The organism is Salmonella sp. 32082101201600294FB01SM01 (assembly GCF_017572865.1).
Classification (GTDB): domain Bacteria; phylum Pseudomonadota; class Gammaproteobacteria; order Enterobacterales; family Enterobacteriaceae; genus Salmonella; species Salmonella enterica.
The window spans coordinates 213,320-232,815 of record NZ_JAGESB010000001.1 but is presented as its reverse complement, the minus strand read 5'-3'; the positions used below and the strand labels follow the sequence as shown (position 1 = coordinate 232,815).

Below are 19,496 nucleotides of genomic sequence, written 5' to 3'. Positions count from 1 at the left end.
AGGGAAAGAAAAACGCACCACGACGGTGCATGATGGGCGAGGTTTTGCCCTGTGGCGCCAAACCTTACGCCGCAGGGCCGGGTTCTTCGTGTACGCTGGCGGCTAACTCCTCGCCAACTAACTGTAATTGATACATTTGCCAGTAGCGCCCTTGCGCCGCCAGCAATTGTTGATGCGTCCCGCGCTCCACCGCCTGGCCGCGATGGAGAACCAGAATGGTATCCGCCTCCACGATTGTCGATAGCCGATGGGCAATAACCACCAGCGTGGTGCGCTCGCGAATCGCCGCCAGCGCCTGCTGTATCGCCTGCTCAGTGCCGGAATCGATGCTGGCCGTCGCTTCATCAAGAATTAATATTTGCGGGGCGTCAACCAGCACGCGCGCCAGCGCCAATAGCTGTTTTTGCCCGACGGACAGCGTATTTCCCTGCTCGCCGAGATGCGTATGCAGCCCGTCGCTCAGGCCGCGCGCCAGGTCTGCCAGTTGTACCGTTTCCAGCGCCTGCCACACCTGCGCCTCGGAGACGTCGCGCCCCAGCGTCACATTAGCCAGAAAGGTATCCGCCATCACTACCGGGTCCTGTTGAACCATCGCCACGCCCTGGCGTAAAACGCGATGATTAAGAGAGGCGATTTCTCGCCCATCCAGCCGAATTTCGCCTTGCGTCAGAGGGTAGTACCCCATTAATAAGCTGGCGAGCGTGCTCTTCCCGCTGCCGGTGTGCCCCACCAGCGCCACAAAGCTACGGGACGGTACTGATAGCGTAATGTCCTGTAAAACAAGATTATCGTCGCGGTAAGCAAACGACAGATGATCAATATCAATCGCCCCGCTTTGCAACGGCCTGTCGTCGCTGCCATAGCGCTGGCGCGGGCGATCCATCAGTTCAAAAACACGCTCTCCCGCCACAACCGCCTGCTGTAGCATGGATTGCTGGGTGGTCAGTTCAATGAGCGGCTCGTTCAGACGTGACAAATAGCTAATGAACGCATACAGCACCCCGACCTCAATCGTGCCGGCAGACGTAAAGCTGAAAAGCATTAACAAACCACACAAAATGAGCGCGGAAAAGAGGCTAAGCAGAGGACGCAATAAAAAGCCGTCTAAGCGTAGCGTCTGCATCCGCGCCATGTAGTGCGAGCGGCTGGCCTCGCCCATGCGTTCGCCGAAGCGCGCCTGCTGGCGAAACTGCTGGATTACGCTCATCCCGTTGATGATTTCGTTAAAGCCGTCGTTAATATCCGCCAGATATGCCCGCACGCGGCGTACAATCGGCGTGCTGTAGCGCTGATAAATGATCATCACGGTCAATACCGCCGGAAAAATCAAAATCGCCACCAGCGCCATCCGCCAGTCAAGGCTGAACATAGCGACCAGCATGGCGCCGATCAACGCCGCGCTACGTAATACCGTCGCGACGACCGTGACGTACAGATCGCGGATGACTTCCGTATCGTTGGTCACACGTGAAATTAATTGTCCGACAGGCTGCGTGTCGAAGGCGCTTAGCGGCTGGCGCAAGGCGGCATCCATGACGTCCGTGCGCAAGGACTGAACCACGCCAACGGCCGCCCGGTTAAATAATAAAGACTGGGCGTAATGCAGACCCGCCGCCAGAAATTGTAGCCCCACATAGGCGGCCGCCAGCCCCGCGACCTTGCCCAACGGTAAATGGTGGCGGGCCACCATGTTATCAATGAAATAGCTGATCAGCAGCGGACCGCTAACTTCCGCCGCCGCCGCAATCCACAGCATCATCACCGCGACAGAGAGCGGTTTTCGCCATGGCGAGCCATACGCCAGTAACCGTTTCAGCGTCGGCCATAGCTGTCCAAAACTACGCATTCGCCGCCTCCTCGCCGCGTTCCGGCGCGTCATCCAGCGCGGCCTCCAGTTGCTGATAGCGATACATATCGCGATACCAGCCAATCTGCTGCGCCAGTTGATCGTGATCGCCGCGCTGAACAACATGACCATGTTGCATAACGATAATTTCATTGGCGTCGGTCAGCGCGGATAAACGATGCGCGCTGATAATGACCGTACGCCCTTCGCCCCACTGGCGCAAATTATGCAAAATCTGATGCTCCGTGCGACCATCTACTGCTGAGAGCGCATCATCAAGAAGCAGAATTTCCGCATTCAACAGCAGCGCTCTGGCAATCGAGATACGCTGTTTTTGCCCTCCCGATAACATGACGCCACGTTCACCTACCTGCGTGTCGTAGCCCTGAGGCAAACGGAGAATATCCTCATGTACGCTGGCTAAACGCGCCACCTGTTCAATCTCCTCCTGAGTCGCCTCCGGGCGTCCGAGCGCAATATTATTGGCAATAGAGTCCGAGAACAAAAACGGCGTCTGGCTGACGACCGCCAGTCGGCTACGCCAGCTATCCAGTTGCAGATGCGTCAACGGCATGTCATGGAATCGGATTTCTCCCTGCGTCACATCAAAATGGCGCTGGATAAGCGACAAGATTGTGCTTTTCCCCGCGCCGGTCGGACCGCATATCCCCAGCATCTGACCCGGTTTAAGGCGAAAGTTCACATTCTCCAGCGCCGGATGCGTCGTTTGCGGATAGCAAAACTCACGAATGGCCGCCGTCAGTTCGCCGCGCCCCGCCGGGACCGGCTCTTCACCATCCTTAACTACCGGCGCTTCCGCCAGCATGGCGCGGATGCGGCTGTAAGCGGCGCTCCCCCGCTCCACGATATTAAACATCCAGGCCAGCGCCAGCATCGGCCAAATCATCAACCCCAGATACATCATAAAGCTGGTGAGTTCGCCCAGCGTCAGGCTGCCGTTAACCACCATCCAGCTTCCGCCGCTAATCGCGAGCAGGTTCGCCATGCCAATGGCGATGTAAATGGTTGGATCAAAACGCGCGTCAATACGCGCCACGCGCATATTTTTCTTGCCGGTATCTTCGGCATCCGCCGCAAACAGCGAAGACTGGCGGTCCTCCAGACCAAACGCTTTGATCATGCGGATGCTGGTCAGACTCTCCTGCGTGCGGTCGTTCAGGCTGGAGAAGGCGGCCTGCGCCAGTTTGAAATAATCATGCAGCCGATCGCCGTAACGTTTGATCATCAGCGCCATAATCGGCATCGGCAACAGCGCTAATAGCGTTAGCTGCCAGCTAATTTGCGTCGACATGACAATCAGTACCGCGCAGCCCATTACCAGCGAGTCAACCAGCGTCAGAACGCCCTCACCCGCCGCAAATACGACGCGATCCACATCATTCGTCGCGCGCGCGATAAGATCGCCCGTTCGATGGCGCTGATAAAATTCAGGATGCTGACGGCTCAGCTGGCGATAATAATCTTCACGCAGTTCGACGGCTAATTGATAAGAAGCGCCAAATAGCAGCACGCGCCAGACATAGCGCAACAAATAGACCACTACGGCGATCAGGGCAATGGTGCCAATCCACATCGCTATTCGGCCTGGAGTAAAATGCTGTGCGGTTACGCCATCCACGACAATCCCCACCACTTTGGGCGGGATCAGCTGAAGCATCGCAATAAGCATAAGCAGGGCCACCGCGCCAAGATAGCGACGCCATTCCCGGCGAAAGTACCAGCTTAATTGAGCAAATAATCGCACGCGTTATTTCCTGATATGATTTCCGGCAATACCGGGAGAATTATTCAATGGGCAGAGAGGTGGTGTACTTAATCTGTTCCATCGCAAAACTGGAGGTGACGTCTGACAGTCCTGGGACGCTATTGACCAGACGTTTATAGAAGTCGTCATACCGCTTCATGTCGGCCACCTGAACTCGCATCAGATAGTCGTATTCCCCCGCCATCCGCCAGAAGCCAAGCACTTCCGGCATCTCAGAGACGACGGTCACGAACCGACAGTACCATTCACTGCTGTGGTGCTGCGTTTTTATCAACACAAAAGCGGTTAACCCCAGCCCCAGTTTTTCCGGGTCCAGCAGCGCGACCCTGCCAAGCAGGATACCGTCATCTTCCAGGCGTTTAAGCCGCTTCCAGCAAGGCGTTGTCGTCAGATTAACGGCATCCGCCAGCGCCTGCAAAGAGAGGGTACAGTCCTGCTGCAATAAGCAAAGCAGTTTACGGTCAATTTTATCTAACATACCCACTCCATAGAGAATATTTTTCTCCTTACATTGTAATTTAAAGGCCAAATAGCAACAATTTTTTCCGTACTTTTCGCTACTCTTGGCACAAAATGATAAATGGATATTAATGATGAGTAGCAATTGGGTTAAAAATGCCATTAATGAAATTAACGCTGACCACCAGCGCTCGGCGGATACGCATCTTATTCGTTTGCCCCTGTCGGCATTTCCGGGTATCCAGCTTTACCTGAAAGACGAAAGCACGCATCCCACCGGTAGCCTCAAGCATCGTCTGGCGCGCTCGCTGTTCCTTTATGGGCTGTGCAATGGCTGGATTAAAGAAGGCACTCCGATTATTGAAGCGTCATCAGGCTCAACGGCGATTTCCGAAGCCTGGTTCGCGCGTTTACTGGGACTGCCGTTCATCGCCGTCATGCCCGCCTGTACCGCAAAACGTAAAATCGAACAGATTCAATTTTACGGCGGCCACTGTCATTTTGTGGAGAGCGCCTGCGAAATTTATGCCGCCTCCGAGCGGCTGGCGCATGAACTGAACGGTCACTATATGGACCAGTTTACCTACGCAGAACGAGCTACCGACTGGCGGGGCAACAATAATATTGCCGACAGTATTTTCCGCCAGATGCGCAACGAACCCCATCCGGTACCGCGATTTATCGTCATGAGCGCCGGAACGGGCGGAACCTCTGCGACGATTGGGCGCTATATTCGCTGCCAGGGCTATGATACTCAGCTCATGGTGGTGGATCCGGAAAATTCCGTCTTTTTACCTTACTGGCAGGATCGCGACGCTTCATTACGCAGCCCGGTGGGCAGTAAAATTGAAGGAATTGGTCGTCCGCGAGTAGAGCCTTCTTTTATTCCGGATGTCGTAGATGAGATGCTGCGCGTGCCGGACGCCGCCAGCGTTGCCACCGCACACTGGCTGGAAACGCAGCTAGGCCGTAAAGTCGGTGCCTCTACCGGCACGAATATGTGGGGAGCGCTGCAGCTTGCGGCCCGGATGCGCGAGGCTGGAGAAACCGGCGCTATCGTGACGTTATTGTGCGATAGCGGCGATCGCTATCTGGATACCTATTACCATCCGTCCTGGGTTAGCGACCATATCGGCGATTTGACGCCGTGGTCAGCGGCCATCGCAAAATTACTTACCGGCGACTAGACACCAAAAAAAAGCCAGACTGAATGTCTGGCTTGCTGGAAGAGATCTCTCATTCGGGGGAATAAGGTAGATGCGGATTGTCCAGCCAATGCGTCAAAAAGTGTGATACCGCTTGATTACCACAATGTCCGATAACCGAAAGGTGTGGCAACGCGGCGATAAGCTGCGGCATGGCATTGCCCATAATGAGCCCCCGCCCGACGCTGCCCAGCATTTCCCGATCGTTCATCGCGTCGCCAAATGCCATGCAATCTGCCAGTGAAAGCCCTAAATGATTGCTCAATACCGCCAGCGCCGATCCTTTATTGCACCCCAGCGGTAGCACTTCCAGGCAGTCGACGGCAGAGAAACAGAGGTGAGCGCGTTCTTCCATCGCCTCATTGAGCTGAATGCGCAAACGGATCAGATCGTCATGATCGCCGCAAAAACAGATCTTCGTCACCTGATGGGCCGGAATGCTTTTTATATTGATAACCTGATAACGAAAGCCGCTGTAGACGTGCGCCTGGAGTAGCGCGGGGATCTCCTGGCCTGTAAACCAGCCGTTGTCATTAAACACATGCATACTGGCTCGGGTATCCCAGGCATGATGCATCACCGTATCGGCAACCTGAGGATCGAGATCCTGACGATGCAGCACGTCGCCTTCCAGCGAGTGAATTCGCGTCCCGTTACCGGTAATAAGATAAGCGTCCAGTGAAAGCGTCCCCAGAATATGCCGCATCTCCAGCACATGACGACCCGTAGCGAATGTCAGAGTGATATCGCGTTCGCGCAGACGCGCCAGCGTGGCGATCGTTTCTCTACCCAAATGGTGATCGGGCATTAATAACGTGCCATCCATATCAAATGCTGCCAGACGGGCCATCTCTTTCTCCACACTGTGACGCGGTTAACTTGTTGTTCAGTATTACCTGAGATATACGGAAGTAATAGTGAACAGATAAAAGGAAGTGTTCCGGGTTTTATGAGGCTACTGAATCGGCTTAATCAATATCAACGCCTCTGGCAGCCTTCCGCCGGGGAAACGCAACATGTCACCGTTAGTGAACTGGCCGAACGCTGTTTTTGTAGCGAGCGCCATCTGCGAACGCTGCTGCGTCAGGCCCAGCAGGCAGGTTGGCTAAGATGGGAGGCGCAGTCCGGGCGCGGGAAACGTGGACGGCTCCAGTTTCTGGTCACGCCGGAATCGCTCCGCACCGCCATGATGGAACAGGCGCTGGAAAAAGGGCAGCAGCTCAACGTACTGGAACTGGCGCAGCTGGCGCCTGGCGAGTTACGGGCGATGCTCCAGCCTTTTATGGGCGGCCAATGGCAAAACGATACGCCGACATTGCGTATTCCCTACTATCGTCCGCTTGATCCGCTGCAGCCGGGTTTCCTGCCAGGACGCGCGGAACAGCATCTCGCAGGGCAAGTTTTTTCCGGGTTAACGCGCTTCGACCGCGATAGCCAATATCCTTGCGGGGATTTGGCGCATCACTGGAAGGTTTCCGCCGACGGTTTACGCTGGGATTTTTATATTCGCTCCACGCTGCACTGGCATAATGGCGATGCGGTGGATACCGCGCAGCTACACGAACGCCTGGAAAGGCTGCTTACCCTACCCGCGCTAAGCAAATTGTTTATTAGCGTCGCACGGATCGAAGTAACGCATCCTCAGTGCCTGACCTTTCTCCTTCACCGACCTGATTACTGGCTGGCGCATCGTCTGGCGAGCTATTGTAGCGGTCTGGCGCATCCTGACCTGCCGCTTATCGGCACTGGTCCTTTTCGCCTGGCGTTGTTCACGCCGGAACTGGTGCGTCTGGAAAGTCACGACCATTATCACCTCAGCCATCCGCTGCTGAAAGCGATTGAATTCTGGATCACCCCGCAACTGTTTGCCCAGGATCTGGGCACCAGTTGCCGCCATCCGGTGCAGATTGCCATCGGCAAACCGGAAGAGCTGGCGACGCTGAGTCAGGTAAGTAGTGGTATCAGCCTTGGCTTTTGTTATTTAACCCTCAAAAAGGGCTCACGGCTCAACGTACAGCAGGCGCGGCGTCTGATACATATTATCCATCATACTTCGCTGCTGAAAACCTTGCCGGTAGATGAGAACTTGATTATGCCAAGTCAGGGGCTGCTACCCGGCTGGACAATCCCGCAATGGCGGGACGTTGATGAAACGCCATTGCCGAAAAAACTTACCCTGGCGTACCACCTTCCCGTAGAGCTGCATACGATGGCGGAACAGCTTCGACATTACCTGGCGACGCTCGGCTGTGAGTTAACATTGATTTTTCATAATGCCAAAAACTGGGATAACTGCCCTGCGTTGGCGCAAGCGGATCTGATGATGGGCGACAGGCTGATCGGCGAAGCGCCGGAATATACGCTGGAGCAGTGGCTACGTTGCGATCAGATCTGGTCACATGTCCTGGACGCGCCTGCGTTTTCCCATCTGCAGGCTACGCTTGACGCTCTGCAAATTCAGCCCAATGAAAAAGATCGCCGCGCCGCGCTACAACAAGTTTTTGCCAACCTGATGGATGACGCCACACTTACGCCGCTGTTTAATTATCACTATCGCATCAGCGCCCCACCGGGCGTTAACGGCGTTCGACTCACCCCTCGCGGCTGGTTTGAATTTAGCGAAGCCTGGCTTCCGCCGCCTTCGCCGTGAAGAAGCTGGTCGGGATTATCCGTACGCGTTACCATATTGGTTTTCGTCATTGATCAGGATAACTATGAAACGCGCCGTTGTTGTATTTAGTGGAGGTCAGGACTCCACCACTTGTCTGGCGCAAGCGCGGCATCAGTATGATGAAGTGCATTGTGTCACGTTTGATTATGGTCAGCGCCACCGCGCAGAGATTGATGTCGCGCGCGCGCTGGCGTTACAACTTGGCGCACGCGCGCATAAAGTGCTGGATGTCACTTTGCTGAACGAACTGGCGGTCAGCAGCCTGACGCGGGATAGCATTCCGGTGCCGGACTATGAACCAAACGCTGACGGTATCCCCAATACTTTCGTACCGGGACGCAATATTCTCTTTCTGACGCTGGCGGCGATTTACGCTTATCAGGTCAAAGCCGAAGCGGTGATCACCGGCGTTTGCGAGACCGATTTTTCCGGCTATCCAGACTGTCGTGATGAGTTCGTCAAAGCGCTGAATCACGCGGTGAATCTGGGCATGGCGAAAGATATCCGTTTCGAAACGCCCTTAATGTGGATTGATAAAGCTGAAACCTGGGCGCTGGCCGATTATTGGGGCCAACTGGATTTGGTTCGCGAAGAGACGCTGACCTGCTATAACGGCATTAAAGGCGATGGCTGTGGTCATTGCGCAGCATGTAATCTGCGCGCTAACGGCCTGAATCATTATCTGTCGAATAAAGCGGCGGTGATGGCGGCAATGAAGCAAAAAACCGGGTTAAGGTGATTGTTTTGCCGGATGGCGGCGCACGCACCTTATCCGTGCCTGGCGATATGCACCATGGTCAATATCGCCAGGCCGGACAAGTTCAACGCCATCAGACAGCGAGGGGCGTTATTGCACCATCTGTTCCAGCTTTTCACGCAATTCGCCTTCCAGCGGCAGCGCTTTTTGCGTTTTTAAATCAATACAAACAAACGTGATGAGCGCATCGGCCACCACCTGCCCTTCTGGCTCCAGCGTAATCGTCTGGCTTAATACGCCGCTTTTACCGTTAAGCTGTTGTACCTGGCTGGTCACGGTCAGTAGATCGCTCAATACCGCCGGGCGACGGTAATTTATGTTGATGTTTACCACCACAAAAGCAATATTGCGGGCCGTCATCCACTGAAAGCTGTCGCTGTTTTCCAGCCCATCCCAACGGGCCTCTTCCAGAAACTCCAGATAGCGGGCATTATTAACATGTTGATAAACATCAAGATGATATCCACGAACTTTGATTTGTGTTTGCATAGCGCAATAACCTTACGTTGTTGTTATAAGTAAACGACAAGTACAGAGGTCATAACTGGTATGACCTCTACAGTCTGGCAAATTTTTGCCACTGTGCAAGTGATTACAATGTTAAAACTGCCAGATTACGCTCCACCAGCGCGCTTCCCATTCCCGGCACCTGCTTTAAATCATCCACCGTTTTAAAAGGACCATACTCCTCCCGATAGCTCACAATAGCCTGCGCTTTTTTCAGCCCAACGCCGTTCATCACCCGCGCCAGATCCTCCGCAGACGCGGTATTAATGCTCACCCTGGTACCTTCATCATCGCTGGCTTTAGTAGGTAATGCCGCTTTGGCGGAGGATGAAGAAGGCGTATCCGCTTTTGTTTCCACCGCTGCATTTTTTGCGACAGGCGTCGCCGCCAGTGCGCTATGGGCCATGCCCGCGCAGGTTAAAGAAAGTGTAATAAGCAGTGCTTTAATTCCGTGTTTCATACTGTTTTCTCCTTGTTTGTTAACAGTGCAGCCACGATAGCGGGGCGGAGAAAAACGAACAAACGGCAATTCTCAGAAATGGAAAAGGCCGCGAAAGCGGCCTTTGTGGGATACAACGTTTTGCAATTTTTTGCGAAGCGCCTCGACGATTACTGCTGTTCCAGAGCGTCGCCGATTTTGATTTTCGCCTCTTTACGCAGATTACTCATCAGCGCTTCAAAGACAATTTGCGCATTGTTCTGCGTGATGCCCTGCACCATCGCTTTTTTCTGCGCTTCCGGCATGGCACCCGCTTTCACCTCGTCAAACGCCAGCAGAACGACGTTACCCTGCATATCGTTCGCCACGCCATAAACTGGCTTATCTTTCGTCGGAAGGCTTAATGCAAAGGCCGCCTGACTCACCGGATCCTGACTGGTACGACTTAACGTTTTAGGCTCGCCAAAACTCAGACCCGCCGCTTTCATCGCTTCCGCGCCTTTGCCCGCTTTCAGCTCGACCAGCAGTTTTTCCGCATCCAGCTTCGCCTGTTGTTCCGCTTTGTTATGCTTCACCAGGGCAGTGACCTGTTCTTTCACTTCTGCCAACGGCTTCACGGCTTCAGGTTTATGTTCGCTCACGCGTACAACAAAAGCCCGGTCGCCATCCACGGTGATAATGTCTGAATTCGGCCCCGGCGTACCGTTTTCGCCTACCAGACCGCCATTAAAGATAGCATCGGCTACCGGTTTGAAGTTCAGCTCTTCCGGTAAGGTGTCACGGCTAAACCAGCCGGTTTCAACCGCTTTTACGCCAGCGACCTGTTCAGCGCCTGCTAACGACTCATTGTCGTTGCTTGCCGCATCGCTCACCTTCTGCTGCAACGCATAGTAAGCATCCAGCGCTTTTTCCTGTTTCACTTTCGCGGCAATGTCGTCGCGAACCTCGCTTAACGGTTTCACTTTGGCAGGCTGAATATCATCCAGACGCGCCACCAGAAAACCGACAGACGACTTAATCACGCCAGATATCTGGCCTTTTTCTTTTAATCCGGCGTTTTTCAGTTCCGGCACCGTGGCAGACTCTTCCAGCCAGCCCATATCGCCGCCATTACGCGCAGAGATGATATCGGTAGATTTCTCTTTCGCCAGCGTGGCGAAATCTTCGCCCTTGTTCAGCGCATCCAGTACCGCTTTCGCATCATCTTCCGTTTTGGTCTGAATAATGCTGTAACGAATGCGCTCCGGCTGAGTAAACTGATCTACATGCTGGTCATAATAGGCCTGAATATCCGCATCGCTGACCGGTGCCTGCATCGTCGCGGCATCCAGCTTGATATAGCTTACGCGGAACTGTTCCGGCGTCATAAAGCGGGCTTTATTCTGATCGTAGTAGCTGGACACTTCCTGATCGGTCACCTGCTGCTTCGCCGCCAGCGCGTTGACATCAATAACGGCTTCACGCACCACGCGCTGTTGAGAGACTAATGCCGCCAGTTCGTCGGTTTCCCCTTTCAGCATAAAATCAGTACCGGCCACGCCGTTGATCAGTTGCTGAGTGGTAAGCTGGTTACGCAGCGCCTGAGCGTACTGATCGGCGGTCATTCCCATCTGATTCACAATCGCGTTATAGCGGTTGTTGTCAAACTTACCGTCCACCTGAAAAGCGGGAGTGGCGAAAATCGCCTGCTTTACCTGCTCATCGCTGATGCCCAGTTTCAGTTCGCGGGAATATTGATCCAACAGCGCTTCATCTATCAGACGATTCAGCACCTGCTGGCGCAGGCTTTTCATATAACCTTCGTTGGCCGCCAGTTCAGAATACCTGTCGCCCAACTGCTGCTGCATACGGTTACGTTCGTTATTAAACGCATTCTCAAACTGTGCCCGGCTGATTTCCTGGCCATTCACTTTTGCGGCGTAGTTATTGCTTCCGCCAATCAGGTAACCACTAACGCCGGTCAAAATGAACGATACGATAATGAGAACGAAAATAATCTTGAGCACGAGACTGTTTGCAGCCGTGCGTAAGCTGTCCATCATGGTGTAACCACACTCCGCTGTAGGTGACTTTACACTTTATCTTTCAGGCGGCTTCTCTGCTGGCTACCGAGTGATTCGCTCAGTTGCCGCGTCGACGCAACCTGAATGATTTGCGTATATAGACTTCACGCGCATCGCATTTTCTGAACGCGGCGCGCAAAAGCCTATTGTGACAAGAAACGAGGGCAATTGTCAGCCCGCAACGCGCAGAAAGTCCCGAATCGTCAATAAAAAAGGCACATCAGTTGATGCGCCCTTGTACTTTGTCACATCCCCCGAGGGGATCACGCTTAGTTTACCGCGTCTTTCAGCGCTTTACCTGCACGGAAACTCGGCACTTTGGCTGCGGCGATGGTGATCTCTTTACCTGTTTGCGGGTTGCGACCAGTACGGGCAGCACGCTCTTTAACAGCAAAAGTACCAAAGCCTACCAGTGCAACGTCATCCCCTTCTTTCAGAGATTCGGTAACAGAAGCAATAATCGCGTCTAACGCACGTCCAGCCGCAGCCTTAGAGATATCAGCCCCTGCAGCAATTTTTTCGATCAGTTGAGATTTATTCACTCTTCTCTTCCTCTTTATAATTTATATCGCACCTGAATCCTTCGAAGTACGACCGCGCAGCAGTTATATCAGGCCTGCCACGCCCTTACAACACCCGTTAATGGTGGCAGACCCAATCAACCATCTAAATTAGCTATACAAAAAAAGGCTGGCAAGTCCGAAATAGCCTGCCAGCCCTGTTTTTATTAGCGCTATTTGCGCGAGGTCACTATTTTGCGGTTACAACCTGCATTCCAGACGGTTCGTTTTGCAGAGCAAGCGTCAGAACTTCCTCAATGCGCTTCACAGGATGGATATCCAGATCGGCAATCACGTTGTCCGGAATTTCCTCCAGGTCACGTTTATTTTCGAATGGAATTAAGACCGTTTTAATCCCGCCGCGATGCGCCGCCAACAGTTTTTCTTTCAGGCCGCCGATCGGCAACACCTGACCGCGCAGGGTGATCTCACCGGTCATTGCCACATCTGCTCGCACCGGATTACCGGTCAGGCAGGAAACCAGCGCGGTACACATCGCGATACCGGCGCTTGGACCGTCTTTCGGCGTTGCGCCTTCCGGCACGTGAACGTGGATATCGCGTTTTTCGTAAAAGTCCGGATTAATACCCAGTTTTTCCGCGCGCGCGCGCACCACGGTCAGCGCCGCCTGAATAGATTCCTGCATCACTTCACCGAGCGAGCCGGTGTAGGTCAACTTGCCTTTGCCCGGTACGCAGGCGGTTTCGATGGTCAACAGATCGCCGCCCACTTCCGTCCACGCCAGCCCCGTCACCTGACCTACGCGGTTTTCGCTATCCGCACGGCCATAATCAAAGCGCTGCACACCGAGGTAGTCGTGCAGATTATCGCCGTTAATTTCGATATGTTTTAACGACTTATCGAGCAACAGTTGTTTAACCGCTTTGCGGCACAGTTTGGAGATTTCACGCTCCAGACTACGCACGCCCGCTTCACGCGTGTAATAGCGGATAATACCGATAATCGCGCTATCGTCGACCGTCAGTTCGCCTTTCTTCAGCGCGTTACGCTCGATCTGCTTCGGCAGCAGGTGACGTTTAGCAATATTTAGCTTCTCATCTTCGGTATAACCGGACAGACGGATCACTTCCATACGATCCAGCAGCGGCGCCGGAATGTTCATGGAGTTGGAGGTGGCGACGAACATCACATCGCTGAGATCGTAATCCACTTCCAGGTAATGATCGCTGAACGCCACGTTCTGCTCTGGATCCAGCACTTCCAGCAGTGCGGAAGCCGGATCGCCGCGCATGTCAGAAGACATTTTGTCGATCTCATCGAGCAGGAACAGTGGGTTTTTAACCCCCACTTTGGCCATTTTTTGGATCAGTTTACCCGGCATAGAGCCAATGTAAGTCCGGCGATGACCGCGGATTTCCGCTTCATCACGCACGCCGCCCAGCGCCATACGGATGTATTTACGCCCTGTTGCTTTAGCGATGGACTGGCCCAACGAGGTTTTACCTACCCCCGGCGGCCCCACCAGACACAGGATCGGCCCCTTGATTTTATTTACACGGCTTTGAACCGCGAGATACTCAAGGATGCGGTCTTTCACGCGCTCCAGACCATAATGGTCAGTATCGAGGATTTCCTGCGCCTGACGCAGGTCTTTTTTGACCTTGCTACGCGCATTCCACGGCACCTGCACCATCCAGTCGATGTAGCCGCGCACCACGGTCGCTTCCGCCGACATCGGAGACATCATTTTCAGCTTCTGCAGTTCCGCTTCCGCTTTCTCTTTCGCCTCTTTCGGCATTTTCGCCGCGTCGATCTTACGCTTCAGCGCTTCGTTTTCGTCCGGCGCGTCGTCCATCTCGCCAAGCTCTTTCTGAATCGCTTTCATTTGCTCGTTCAGATAGTACTCGCGCTGGGATTTCTCCATCTGCTTTTTCACGCGGTTGCGAATGCGTTTCTCAACCTGCAGCAGATCGATTTCAGATTCCATCATCGCCATCAGATATTCCAGACGTTCGTTAACGTCGGACATCTCCAGTACGGACTGTTTATCCGCCAGTTTCAGCGGCATATGCGCGGCGATGGTGTCAGCCAGACGTGCGGGGTCGTCAATGCTATTGAGTGACGTCAGCACTTCCGGCGGAATTTTTTTGTTCAGCTTGATGTAGCCTTCGAACTGGCTGATAGCGGTACGCACCAGCACTTCTTGTTCTCGCTCATCAATGGCTGGCGAATCAAGGTACTCCGCCTTCGCGGAGAAATGTTCGCCGTTGTCAGACAGCGCGGAAATACGCGCGCGCTGTAACCCCTCGACCAGCACTTTTACGGTGCCGTCAGGCAGTTTCAACATCTGCAAAATAGAGGCCACGGTCCCGACGGTGAAAAGATCGTTTACACCCGGCTCATCCGTTGATGCTTCCTTCTGGGCGACCAGCATGATTTTTTTATCATGGTCCATAGCCGCTTCCAGACAACGGATAGATTTTTCCCGCCCTACAAATAAGGGTATGACCATGTGCGGATAAACCACCACATCGCGCAAGGGCAATACGGGGATTTCAATGCGTTCAGAACGCTCAGGATTCATAGAGCTCTCTCTTAGTTTAGTGTCCGCCAGGTAATCAGATAGTATAGCTGTGCTCCATACCACCTATAACATGTACGTCAGTATATGGGGATGTTTCCCACACATTCAACGGCGTGTTTACAGGAAAAACGAAAGGGGAGATAAAATCCCCCCTTTTTTGGCTAACTGATTGTATGAATGTTTAATTATTCGCCAGAAGCCTGCGCTTCCGGTTTGCCGTAAATCAGCAACGGCTTACTCTGACCGGCAATAACGGACTCGTCGATCACCACTTTTTCGACGTCTTCCATAGATGGCAAATCGTACATGGTATCCAGCAGCGCCGCTTCGACGATAGAACGCAGGCCACGGGCGCCGGTTTTACGCGCCATTGCTTTCCTGGCGATAGCGTCCAGCGCTTCGTCACGGAATTCCAGATCGACGCCTTCCAGGTTAAACAGCGCCTGATACTGCTTGGTCAGCGCATTTTTCGGCTCTTTCAGGATTTGAATCAGCGCTTCTTCGCTGAGTTCGTTCAACGTCGCCACCACTGGCAGACGACCGATAAACTCAGGAATCAGACCAAATTTGATCAAATCTTCCGGTTCAACCTGCGACAACAGCTCGCCTTCGCTGGCTTTGTCGGACTTCGCTTTCACCGTCGCGCCAAAACCAATGCCGGAGCCGGTTTCAACACGGTTAGCGATCACTTTATCCAGACCGGCAAACGCGCCGCCGCAGATAAACAGAATCTTAGAGGTATCTACCTGTAAGAACTCCTGCTGCGGATGTTTGCGACCGCCCTGCGGTGGAACCGCGGCGACAGTGCCTTCGATCAGTTTCAGCAACGCCTGCTGTACGCCTTCGCCGGAAACATCGCGGGTAATGGACGGATTGTCTGATTTACGCGAAATCTTATCGATTTCATCAATGTAGACAATCCCACGCTGCGCTTTTTGCACGTCGTAGTCGCATTTCTGCAACAGTTTCTGAATGATATTCTCGACGTCTTCACCCACGTAACCCGCTTCGGTCAGCGTGGTCGCATCCGCCATAGTGAACGGCACATCCAGCAAGCGCGCCAGCGTTTCCGCCAGCAGCGTTTTACCGGAGCCGGTCGGTCCAATCAGCAGAATGTTGCTTTTGCCTAACTCGACGCCATTGCTGGTATCGCCGTTACGCAGACGCTTGTAGTGGTTATAGACCGCCACCGCCAGCACTTTTTTCGCCTGCTCCTGGCCGATAACGTAATCGTCCAGGTGAGTACGAATTTCATGCGGCGTCGGCAGCGCACTACGTTCACGGTGCGGAGCAACTTCTTTAATTTCTTCGCGAATAATGTCGTTACATAAATCGACGCATTCGTCGCAGATATACACGGATGGACCGGCAATCAGCTTGCGCACTTCATGCTGGCTTTTGCCGCAAAAAGAGCAGTACAACAATTTGCCCGAGCCATCTTTGCGTTTATCTGTCATGAGTCAAAACCTCTTCTTTGTTCTTTGTGCCGCACACGACGACGCAAATGCCATTCTCAGGCGCAAGCCGCTAATCAGCGTTGTGCCGCCCTTCATTAGTATATACACAAAATCATTCGAGCTACATCAAGGCGGCAACTCAGCGACTCCGCAGCGCTTACATAAGTAAGTCACCGGGAGGCGCGCTGGCAGCCAACACCGAGGTAGCGTGAAGGATGAAGTGTATAGCGGCACACTTGCGTCCAGGGCATCAATTACGATGGGTCAAAATTGAGTCAACCAAACCGTACTCTACCGCTTCAGGCGCGGAGAGGAAGCGATCGCGCTCAGTATCACGTTCAATCTGCTCAAGAGATTGACCCGTATGATGCGCCATAAGTTCATTCATGCGCCCTTTTACTTTCAAAATTTCGCGGGCGTGAATTTCAATATCCGTCGCCTGGCCCTGGTAGCCGCCCAGCGGCTGGTGGATCATGACGCGAGAGTTCGGCAAGCAGAAACGTTTGCCTTTCGCCCCGGCAGTCAGCAAAAACGCCCCCATAGAGGCCGCCTGTCCCATACAAATGGTGCTGACGTCTGGCTTAATAAACTGCATGGTGTCATAGATGGACATCCCCGCAGTAATTACGCCGCCAGGAGAATTAATGTACAGATAGATATCTTTTTCCGGGTTTTCCGCTTCCAGGAACAGCATCTGCGCCACGATCAAGTTAGCCATATGGTCTTCGACCTGGCCGGTCAGAAATATGACGCGTTCCTTAAGTAGACGAGAATAGATATCAAAAGAGCGCTCACCGCGTGAGGTCTGTTCAATGACCATCGGCACCAGCGCCATATGAGGGGCCAAATTATCTCGTTCTCCGCTGTATGACATTTCCGTCTCCTGGATAAAAATTGAAAAAACCTGCTGTACTGATTGTAACCTGATGGACGGATTATCAGCCAGTCCCTCTGTAATGGGTACGGCATCGCCATAATTCAAGCATAACAATCTTTTGCTCTAACGCTAACACTGAAACGCGGTTTTCGCACCCTTACCATGCAAAATGCGTGACAAAAAAAACCCGTCACTGAAAGGTGACGGGTTTTTGTGCAAATTTCGTGCTTTTAACGCGAAAAATTACGCCTGCTGGTTCATCAGCTCATTGAAGGAAGTGGCTTTTTCAGACACTTTCGCTTTTGCCAGAACCGCTTCAACAGCCTGTTCTTCCAGAGCGACGTTACGCATATTGTCCATCAGCTCTTTATTTTTGCTGTAGAACTCAATCACTTCTTTCGGATCTTCGTAAGCAGACGCCATCTCTTCGATCAGGCCTTTAACGCGTTCTTCGTCCGCTTTCAGCTCGTTGGTACGAATGACTTCGCCGAGCAGCAGACCGACAACTACACGACGCTTAGCCTGTTCTTCGAACAGTTCGCGCGGCAGCTCCAGAGCCTGTTTCTCGTTACCACCAAAACGCTGCGCAGCCTGACGACGCAGAACGTCGATTTCGCTGTCGATCAGCGCAGCCGGTACGTCGATGTCGTTAGCTTTTACCAGACCTTCGATCGCCTGAGACTTAACGCGGTTACGTACCGCGCCTTTCAGCTCGCGTTCCATGTTTTTACGTACTTCAGCGCGCAGACCGGCTACGGAACCATCTTCAACGCCGAAACGTTTGATGAATTCTTCGGTCAGTTCCGGCAGTTCACGTTCTTCAACTTTCTTCAGGTTGATAACGAACTTAGCCGCTTTACCTTTCAGGTTTTCAGCGTGGTACTCTTCCGGGAAGGTCACATCGATAGTGAACTCTTCGCCAGCTTTGTGGCCTTTAACGCCGTCTTCAAAGCCCGGAATCATACGACCCTGGCCCATCGCCAGAACGAAATCGGTCGCTTTGCCGCCTTCGAACTCTTCGCCGTCTACAGAGCCGGTGAAGTCGATGGTCACGCGGTCTTCCGCATCAGCAGCGCCGTCTTTTTCTTTCCAGGTCGCCTGCTGCTTACGCAGGGTGTCCAGCATCACATCAACGTCAGCGTCGGTGACTTCAACAACCGGTTTTTCAACCTCGATGGACTCGAGGCCAGTCAGCTCAACTTCCGGATAGACTTCAAACTCGACGGAGTAAGTGAAGTCTTCACCCACTTTGTATTCGCCCGGAACATAGTTCGGCGCGCCTGCCGGGTTAATTTTTTCTTTGATGATCGCGTCAACGAAGTTGCGGCTCATCAGATCGCCCAGCACGTCCTGGCGAACAGAAGCGCCATAACGCTGAGCGACGATATTCATCGGTACTTTGCCTTTACGGAAGCCGTCAATACGTACTTTTTTCGCTACGTTGACCAGCTCGCTTTTTACAGCGGTCTCGATGCTGTCAGCAGCGATTGTAATCGTTACACGGCGGCCAAGGCCCTGAGTGGTTTCAACTGAAACTTGCATCTTGTTACCTCAAAAAATCACAGTGCTCGGTCAACTCTACTCCGCAAGCACGTGCTATTTGCTTCGCGGAACCGGGATGTTCTCATAATCAATCACATTCCCTGTCGTCAGAATCATCCCGAAGACGTTCATATATAAGACGGCGCATTATAGCGGCATCACTTTTGTGAGTCGAGAACGGTGATTGTGCGATGCTGCGGCGGTTTTCACAATTCTCGGCTAATTTTTGTCTGAATACTGTACGACACGCTCAAAATTCAGACAAAACAAAACGGCCCGCAGGCCGTTTTCACATAATTCTGTAGCAACATACTGGAAAAGCGGAGGTAGTTGCAAATCCGTTTTGCTACGCGATGCTTCCCGCGCCGCGACAAGGAGGCGACGCGAAGATAGTATCCTGCAATCCTTCCCACTCTTTGAGGGTATAAGTATGCAGTGCCAGCGCATGTACGGTTGTGGAAAGTTCCGCCGTTAACGTACCGTAAATCATCCGATGACGATTAAGAAAACGTTCGCCTGTAAAGCGATCGCTCACCAGCACGACCTTAAAATGGCTTTCCGATCCTGCAGGAACATTGTGACGATAGCTTTCATCCACAACTTCGAGAAACACGGGGTCGAACGCTGTCCTTAATTTTTCTTCTATTTGCTCACGTATCATCATGAAAATCTCCTCCGACAACGCTGTGATGTCACCCATCCCTTTAAATACTAGCCGCTTTTACCGTTTCCATTACAGCATGACAACAAAAATTTAGCTTTCGTCTGATTATTTCAGCCAA

The 19,496-nt window shown here is 53.0% G+C and carries 16 protein-coding genes; 3 read left to right on the top strand and 13 right to left on the bottom strand.

All coding sequences use genetic code 11. From position 1 onward, the window contains the following. Positions 1 to 64: 64 nt before the first annotated feature. Genes J4645_RS01080 through decR form a run of 3 tightly spaced genes read right to left on the bottom strand, consistent with a single transcriptional unit; the run spans position 65 to position 4,110 of the window. Positions 65 to 1,846, bottom strand: coding sequence for a SmdB family multidrug efflux ABC transporter permease/ATP-binding protein (locus tag J4645_RS01080; RefSeq protein ID WP_001256070.1), 1,782 nt, complete (start codon positions 1,844 to 1,846; stop codon positions 65 to 67). Beyond that, the gene (locus J4645_RS01075; protein ID WP_001235559.1) at positions 1,839 to 3,611 is read right to left on the bottom strand and encodes a SmdA family multidrug ABC transporter permease/ATP-binding protein; all 1,773 of its coding nucleotides are present in this window, start codon (positions 3,609 to 3,611) and stop codon (positions 1,839 to 1,841) included. The genes J4645_RS01080 and J4645_RS01075 overlap by 8 nt, the downstream gene beginning before the upstream one ends. 40 nt (positions 3,612 to 3,651) lie before the next feature. After that, on the bottom strand, positions 3,652 to 4,110 hold the full coding sequence (gene decR / locus J4645_RS01070; protein ID WP_000884593.1) for a DNA-binding transcriptional regulator DecR: 459 nt from the start codon (positions 4,108 to 4,110) through the stop codon (positions 3,652 to 3,654). A gap of 112 nt (positions 4,111 to 4,222) precedes the next feature. Between decR and cdsH the strand changes: the two genes are divergently transcribed. Beyond that, entirely contained in the window at positions 4,223 to 5,278 is a 1,056-nt protein-coding gene (gene cdsH / locus J4645_RS01065) for a cysteine desulfhydrase (protein ID WP_000987850.1), read from the top strand. Positions 5,279 to 5,327: 49 nt separating this feature from the next. Here cdsH and cof read toward each other — a convergent pair whose 3' ends face one another. Next, positions 5,328 to 6,146: an HMP-PP phosphatase gene (cof, locus tag J4645_RS01060; protein WP_000113033.1), complete on the bottom strand. Its 819-nt coding sequence runs from the start codon at positions 6,144 to 6,146 to the stop codon at positions 5,328 to 5,330. A 99-nt stretch (positions 6,147 to 6,245) separates the two neighbouring features. Between cof and J4645_RS01055 the strand changes: the two genes are divergently transcribed. Together J4645_RS01055 and queC are read left to right on the top strand one after the other, a co-directional pair. Then, entirely contained in the window at positions 6,246 to 7,946 is a 1,701-nt protein-coding gene (locus tag J4645_RS01055; RefSeq protein WP_001238181.1) for an SgrR family transcriptional regulator, read from the top strand. 64 nt (positions 7,947 to 8,010) lie between these two features. Further along, on the top strand, positions 8,011 to 8,706 hold the full coding sequence (gene queC / locus J4645_RS01050) for a 7-cyano-7-deazaguanine synthase QueC (RefSeq protein ID WP_000817208.1): 696 nt from the start codon (positions 8,011 to 8,013) through the stop codon (positions 8,704 to 8,706). 108 nt (positions 8,707 to 8,814) lie between these two features. On the opposite strand, the gene fadM is transcribed toward queC, so the two are convergent. From fadM to bolA, 9 genes are all read right to left on the bottom strand, one after another. Further along, the gene (fadM, locus tag J4645_RS01045; RefSeq protein WP_001194543.1) at positions 8,815 to 9,213 is read right to left on the bottom strand and encodes a long-chain acyl-CoA thioesterase FadM; all 399 of its coding nucleotides are present in this window, start codon (positions 9,211 to 9,213) and stop codon (positions 8,815 to 8,817) included. 103 nt (positions 9,214 to 9,316) lie between these two features. Then, positions 9,317 to 9,691, bottom strand: a complete 375-nt coding sequence (locus J4645_RS01040) for a helix-hairpin-helix domain-containing protein (protein WP_000680324.1) — start codon at positions 9,689 to 9,691, stop codon at positions 9,317 to 9,319. Positions 9,692 to 9,840: 149 nt separating this feature from the next. Next, a complete protein-coding gene (gene ppiD / locus J4645_RS01035) occupies positions 9,841 to 11,712 on the bottom strand; it encodes a peptidylprolyl isomerase (protein WP_023197727.1) in 1,872 nt (623 codons plus the stop codon). A 290-nt stretch (positions 11,713 to 12,002) separates the two neighbouring features. After that, a complete protein-coding gene (gene hupB / locus J4645_RS01030) occupies positions 12,003 to 12,293 on the bottom strand; it encodes a nucleoid-associated protein HU-beta (protein WP_254888479.1) in 291 nt (96 codons plus the stop codon). A 190-nt stretch (positions 12,294 to 12,483) separates the two neighbouring features. After that, the gene (gene lon / locus J4645_RS01025; RefSeq protein WP_001067723.1) at positions 12,484 to 14,838 is read right to left on the bottom strand and encodes an endopeptidase La; all 2,355 of its coding nucleotides are present in this window, start codon (positions 14,836 to 14,838) and stop codon (positions 12,484 to 12,486) included. Between the two features lie 185 nt (positions 14,839 to 15,023). Then, on the bottom strand, positions 15,024 to 16,295 hold the full coding sequence (gene clpX, locus J4645_RS01020; protein WP_000130314.1) for an ATP-dependent protease ATP-binding subunit ClpX: 1,272 nt from the start codon (positions 16,293 to 16,295) through the stop codon (positions 15,024 to 15,026). Between the two features lie 250 nt (positions 16,296 to 16,545). Beyond that, complete coding sequence (gene clpP / locus J4645_RS01015) at positions 16,546 to 17,169, bottom strand: ATP-dependent Clp endopeptidase proteolytic subunit ClpP (protein ID WP_000122257.1); 624 nt, start codon at positions 17,167 to 17,169, stop codon at positions 16,546 to 16,548. A 246-nt stretch (positions 17,170 to 17,415) separates the two neighbouring features. Next, positions 17,416 to 18,714 (bottom strand): trigger factor, encoded by a 1,299-nt coding sequence (gene tig / locus J4645_RS01010; protein WP_001198403.1) that lies wholly within the window; start codon positions 18,712 to 18,714, stop codon positions 17,416 to 17,418. A 346-nt stretch (positions 18,715 to 19,060) separates the two neighbouring features. Then, the gene (gene bolA, locus J4645_RS01005; RefSeq protein ID WP_000973433.1) at positions 19,061 to 19,378 is read right to left on the bottom strand and encodes a transcriptional regulator BolA; all 318 of its coding nucleotides are present in this window, start codon (positions 19,376 to 19,378) and stop codon (positions 19,061 to 19,063) included. Positions 19,379 to 19,496: the final 118 nt, after the last annotated feature.

Bases quoted from the DNA above. Each gene is read 5' to 3' on its own strand.
- J4645_RS01080 (WP_001256070.1), bottom strand. From the start codon at position 1,846: ATGCGTAGTTTTGGACAGCTATGGCCGACGCTGAAACGGTTACTGGCG.
- decR (WP_000884593.1), bottom strand. From the start codon at position 4,110: ATGTTAGATAAAATTGACCGTAAACTGCTTTGCTTATTGCAGCAGGAC.
- cdsH (WP_000987850.1), top strand. From the start codon at position 4,223: ATGATGAGTAGCAATTGGGTTAAAAATGCCATTAATGAAATTAACGCT.
- cof (WP_000113033.1), bottom strand. From the start codon at position 6,146: ATGGCCCGTCTGGCAGCATTTGATATGGATGGCACGTTATTAATGCCC.
- J4645_RS01055 (WP_001238181.1), top strand. From the start codon at position 6,246: ATGAGGCTACTGAATCGGCTTAATCAATATCAACGCCTCTGGCAGCCT.
- queC (WP_000817208.1), top strand. From the start codon at position 8,011: ATGAAACGCGCCGTTGTTGTATTTAGTGGAGGTCAGGACTCCACCACT.
- fadM (WP_001194543.1), bottom strand. From the start codon at position 9,213: ATGCAAACACAAATCAAAGTTCGTGGATATCATCTTGATGTTTATCAA.
- J4645_RS01040 (WP_000680324.1), bottom strand. From the start codon at position 9,691: ATGAAACACGGAATTAAAGCACTGCTTATTACACTTTCTTTAACCTGC.
- ppiD (WP_023197727.1), bottom strand. From the start codon at position 11,712: ATGATGGACAGCTTACGCACGGCTGCAAACAGTCTCGTGCTCAAGATT.
- lon (WP_001067723.1), bottom strand. From the start codon at position 14,838: ATGAATCCTGAGCGTTCTGAACGCATTGAAATCCCCGTATTGCCCTTG.
- clpX (WP_000130314.1), bottom strand. From the start codon at position 16,295: ATGACAGATAAACGCAAAGATGGCTCGGGCAAATTGTTGTACTGCTCT.
- clpP (WP_000122257.1), bottom strand. From the start codon at position 17,169: ATGTCATACAGCGGAGAACGAGATAATTTGGCCCCTCATATGGCGCTG.
- tig (WP_001198403.1), bottom strand. From the start codon at position 18,714: ATGCAAGTTTCAGTTGAAACCACTCAGGGCCTTGGCCGCCGTGTAACG.
- bolA (WP_000973433.1), bottom strand. From the start codon at position 19,378: ATGATGATACGTGAGCAAATAGAAGAAAAATTAAGGACAGCGTTCGAC.